Source organism: Plasticicumulans sp. (assembly GCF_035331805.1).
Classification (GTDB): Bacteria; Pseudomonadota; Gammaproteobacteria; order Competibacterales; family Competibacteraceae; genus Plasticicumulans.
The window spans coordinates 1-3,920 of the sequence record NZ_DAOLKE010000324.1 but is presented as its reverse complement, the minus strand read 5'-3'; the positions used below and the strand labels follow the sequence as shown (position 1 = coordinate 3,920).

The 3,920-nt window shown below is 68.2% G+C and carries 4 protein-coding genes; 3 read left to right on the top strand and 1 reads right to left on the bottom strand.

Translation table 11 applies throughout. From position 1 onward, the window contains the following. Window positions 1-524: L,D-transpeptidase family protein (locus PKE44_RS16175; protein ID WP_324553208.1), on the bottom strand; the 524-nt coding region annotated here is incomplete at its 3' end. 470 nt (window positions 525-994) lie between these two features. On the opposite strand from PKE44_RS16175, the gene PKE44_RS16170 reads away from it, so the two are divergent. The 3 genes from PKE44_RS16170 (at window position 995) to sufC (ending at window position 3,761) form a co-directional block, all read left to right on the top strand. Next, on the top strand, window positions 995-1,465 hold the full coding sequence (locus PKE44_RS16170; RefSeq protein WP_324553206.1) for an SUF system Fe-S cluster assembly regulator: 471 nt from the start codon (window positions 995-997) through the stop codon (window positions 1,463-1,465). Further along, window positions 1,462-2,904 carry a Fe-S cluster assembly protein SufB gene (sufB, locus tag PKE44_RS16165; protein ID WP_324553203.1) on the top strand — a complete coding sequence of 481 codons (1,443 nt, stop codon included), beginning with the start codon at window positions 1,462-1,464 and terminating at the stop codon, window positions 2,902-2,904. The genes PKE44_RS16170 and sufB overlap by 4 nt, the downstream gene beginning before the upstream one ends. Before the next feature lie 86 nt (window positions 2,905-2,990). Next, window positions 2,991-3,761: a Fe-S cluster assembly ATPase SufC gene (gene sufC / locus PKE44_RS16160; RefSeq protein ID WP_324553200.1), complete on the top strand. Its 771-nt coding sequence runs from the start codon at window positions 2,991-2,993 to the stop codon at window positions 3,759-3,761. Window positions 3,762-3,920 lie beyond the last annotated feature (159 nt).

The window sequence follows — 3,920 nt, the reverse complement described above, 5'->3', positions numbered from 1 at the left end:
GGCCGGATCTCGATCGGCGTGCCGTCGGCGACCAGTGCCCAGATTTCGTCCATCTCGTCATTGGTGACGGCGATGCAGCCGTCGGTCCAGTCGCGCGTCCGGTGCCAGTCACCGAGCGCGCCGAAGCCGTTCGGCAGGCCGTGGATCATGATCAGCCCGCCCGGCGACACGCCGCGCGCCGCGGCTCGCGCGACATCGCCGGCGTCCGGATACGACACGTGCAGCGAGCGGTGGAAGCGGCTGTCGGGGTTGCGCCAGTCGATCCGGTAATGGCCTTCGGGGGTCTTGCCGTCGCCTTCCTGGCGCTTCGGGCCGACCGGCGCGAAGCCGAGCGAGACGCGGTAGCTGCGCAGCGTCCGTTCGCCCGAATACAGCGTCAGCCGCCGCGCGGCCTTCTCGACCAGGATGCGGTCGGCGGGCTCGAACGGCGGACGCGGCCGCAGCGGGGCTTCCGGCGTGCAGGCGACGAGGGCCGTGGCCAGGGCGGCGAGCAGGGCCAGGCGGGCCGGCAGGGCGGGGCGCATCGGTCGGTTTCCTCCGGGCGGGTGGAGCGGGAGGGCATTGTGCGCAGTCCGTGACCGGCCGGACAGCCGCACAGATTCGGCTGTGATTCGTATTCGATAATGATTATCATCGACTCATCAGTCAGCCTGCCGGAGCCGAGAGATGAGTTACGCGACCCGCAACCAGCTTGCCTCGCTGCGCCGGCACGGTGGTCCTGCCCATGCCCGCCAGAGTCTGTGGGGACTGCTGCGCCAGTGCTGGAGCTGGCTGCGCCACTGAACGACACCGCGCTGCCGCGGGCCTGAGCCCGCGCACTTCCTGCCTTCCTTCGCCCGCGCCCGCGGGCATCGATGCCGGACGCAGCGGCCCGTTTTCCGGGCTGCTCCATGCGTCTGCCGCGTCTTCCCCGAAATGAGGACTTCCCTAGTCCTGCTTGCAGTCGTATGCTGCGCCCATATAGCACCTTTCCGGTGCTGATTACGGGGCGTCCATGATCCGCATCAGCAAGGAGACCGACTACGGCATCGTGCTGCTGTCCTGTCTCGCGCAGGCCGCGGACGCTTCCCTCAGTGCCAGTGCGCTCGCCGAACGCGGCCGGCTGCCGCTGCCGACCGTCAGCAAGGTGCTGAAACTGCTGGCGCGCGGCGGGCTGCTGGTTTCGCAGCGCGGCGCACGTGGCGGCTACGCTCTGGCGCGCCCGCCGCGCGAGATCACGGTTGCCGAGATCATCGCCGTCATCGACGGCCCGATCGCGCTGACCGACTGCAGCCCGGGCGGCCACGGTGACTGCGGCTATCAGGGCCACTGTCAGGTCAGCGGCCACTGGGGGCCGATCAGCCGCGCGATCAGCACCGCCCTCGAAGGCGTCACGCTCGCCGACCTGCTGCGCCCGCAGGCGCCCGCGGTCGTGACCGTGCCCTTCGTCATCCATCACGCCGTGCCGGGGAGTCCGTCCGCATGAGTGCAAATCTCGAAGAACTGGCCGATCGCGGCTACGCGTACGGTTTCACCACCGACGTCGAACAGGAAACCGTGCCGCCCGGCCTCAGCGAGGACGTGATCCGGCTGATCTCGGCCAAGAAGCAGGAGCCCGAGTGGCTGCTGGAATGGCGGCTGGAGGCCTACCGCAGCTGGCTGAAGATGCCGGTGCCGGAGTGGGCGCACGTGCATTATCCGCCGATCGACTATCAGGCGATCAGCTACTACTCGGCACCGAAGAAGTCGATCGGCGACGGCCCGGCCTCGCTCGATGACATCGACCCCGAGATCAAGAAGACCTACGACCGGCTCGGCATCCCGCTGGTCGAACAGGAATTCCTGGCCGGCGTCGCCGTCGATGCCGTGTTCGATTCGGTGTCGGTCGCGACCAGCTACCGCGGCAAGCTCGCCGAGCAGGGCATCATCTTCTGCTCGTTCTCGGAGGCCGTGCGCGAGCATCCGGAACTCGTGCGCCAGTACCTCGGCACGGTCGTGCCGGTGCGCGACAACTACTACGCGGCGCTGAACTCGGCGGTGTTCTCGGACGGCTCCTTCGTCTACATCCCGAAGGGCGTGCGCTGCCCGATGGAGCTGTCGACCTACTTCCGCATCAACGCCAAGAACACCGGCCAGTTCGAGCGCACGCTGATCGTCGCCGATGCCGGCGCCTACGTGAGCTACCTGGAAGGCTGCACGGCGCCGATGCGCGACGAGAACCAGCTGCACGCGGCGGTCGTCGAGCTGGTGGCGATGGACGACGCGACGATCAAGTACTCGACCGTGCAGAACTGGTATCCGGGCGACAAGGAAGGCCGCGGCGGCATCTACAACTTCGTGACCAAGCGCGGCCTGTGCAGGGGCGCGCGCTCGAAGATTTCCTGGACGCAGGTCGAGACCGGCTCGGCGATCACCTGGAAGTACCCGAGCTGCATCCTGCGCGGTGACGATTCGGTCGGCGAGTTCTACTCGGTGGCGCTGACGCGCGACCGCATGCAGGCCGACACCGGCACCAAGATGATCCACATGGGCAAGCGCACGCGCTCGACCATCGTCTCCAAGGGCATCTCGGCCGGTCATGCGCAGAACGCCTACCGCGGCCTCGTGAAGATCCTCCCGACCGCCGACGGCGCCCGCAACCATTCGCAGTGCGACTCGCTGCTGATGGGCGACCAGTGCGGCGCGCACACCTTCCCGTACGTCGAGGTGCAGAACCCGACGGCCCAGGTCGAGCACGAGGCGACCACCTCGCGCGTCTCCGACGACCAGATCTTCTACCTGAACCAGCGCGGCATCGGCACCGAGGACGCGGTCAGCCTGATCGTCAACGGCTTCTGCAAGGAAGTGTTCAAGGAGCTGCCGATGGAGTTCGCCGTCGAGGCGCAGAAGCTGCTCGAACTGAAGCTCGAAGGCAGCGTCGGCTGATCGCCGTCGCGCGCCCGCACCCGATTCCTCCTCTACTGACCCGATCGACCGGCCCTGCGCCGGCTCCCCGGAAACCGGAACGAACCATGCTGGAAATCCGCAATCTGCACGCCGCGCTGGAAGGCCGCGAAATCCTCAAGGGCATCGACCTGAGCATCCGCGCCGGCGAAGTCCACGCGATCATGGGCCCGAACGGCTCGGGCAAGAGCACGCTCGCCAACGTGCTGGCCGGACGGCCCGGCTACGAGGCCAGTGCCGGCGAGGTGCTGTTCGACGGTCAGGACCTGCTGGCGCTGGCCGCCGAGGAGCGCGCACGCGAGGGGCTGTTCCTCGCCTTCCAGTACCCGGTCGAGATTCCGGGCGTCAACAACCTGTACTTCCTGAAGGCTTCGATCAACGCCATCCGCAAGCACCGCGGCCAGGAGGAGCTCGACGCGCTCGAATTCCTCGAACGCGTGCAGGAGAAGGCCGGGCTCGTGAAGATGGACGAAGCCTTCCTGAAGCGCCCGGTCAACGAAGGCTTCTCGGGTGGCGAGAAGAAGCGCAACGAAATCCTGCAGATGGCGGTGCTGGAGCCGAAGTTCGCGGTGCTCGACGAGACCGACTCCGGCCTCGACATCGACGCGCTGAAGGTCGTCGCCGATGGCGTCAACGCGCTGCGCAGCCCCGAACGCGGCTTTCTGGTGATCACGCACTACCAGCGCCTGCTCGACTACATCGTGCCCGATGTCGTGCACGTGCTGGTCGATGGCCGCATCGTGCGCTCCGGCGGGCCGGAGCTTGCGCACGAACTCGAAGCCCAGGGCTACACGCTGTACGGCCGCGAAGCCGGCGCCAGTCGCCGGGCGCAGGCCTGAGCGGGGTGGGCGGCGTGAGTACCGTGAATCCCGTAGCCGTCACTGCCGTGACCGATCCGCGCGCGCACTGGCTGGCCGCGGCGACCGAGACCGCCGCCGGCCTGCCGCCGGAGCTGGCGCTGCCCGAACTGCGCGCCGCGGCGCGCACGCGTTTCGAGC

Excerpts from the sequence above, each read along its gene's own strand:
- PKE44_RS16170 (WP_324553206.1), top strand. The coding sequence starts at position 995 with ATGATCCGCATCAGCAAGGAGACCGACTACGGCATCGTGCTGCTGTCC.
- sufC (WP_324553200.1), top strand. The coding sequence starts at position 2,991 with ATGCTGGAAATCCGCAATCTGCACGCCGCGCTGGAAGGCCGCGAAATC.
- sufB (WP_324553203.1), top strand. The coding sequence starts at position 1,462 with ATGAGTGCAAATCTCGAAGAACTGGCCGATCGCGGCTACGCGTACGGT.